At 50.6% G+C, this 247-nt stretch carries 1 protein-coding gene; it reads right to left on the bottom strand.

Features of this window, described 5'->3' with window-relative positions; all coding sequences use genetic code 11:
• A partial coding sequence (locus SB773_RS33840; RefSeq protein ID WP_410594853.1) for a carbohydrate ABC transporter permease occupies nucleotides 1-242 on the bottom strand: 242 nt, incomplete at its 3' end.
• Nucleotides 243-247: the final 5 nt, after the last annotated feature.

The following is a 247-nucleotide window of genomic DNA, read 5'->3' as shown; positions in this document are numbered from 1 at the left end:
ATCGCGGTGTTCCCCAGCACCTGGCGGAAATCTGCGTCCACCACCAGATCACTGTAATTTTGAAAGCCTACCCACTCCATTTCTTCCAGGTTAATTAGCGACCAGTCCTGAAAGCTCAAATAGATAATGGACCCAATCGGGTAAAAAAAGAACAGAATGAAACATATCATGGCAGGTGCAAGGTAAAGATACGGGCGGAGACGCGATGCGAGATCCTGCCAAGCCAGGGGCGCCCTACGCACTTCTG

This window comes from Bacillus sp. SIMBA_074 (genome assembly GCF_046534555.1).
Classification (GTDB): Bacteria; Bacillota; Bacilli; order Bacillales; family Bacillaceae_G; genus Bacillus_A; species Bacillus_A mycoides.
The sequence above is the reverse complement of the archived record's forward strand: the minus strand, read 5'-3'. Positions and strand labels throughout refer to the sequence as shown.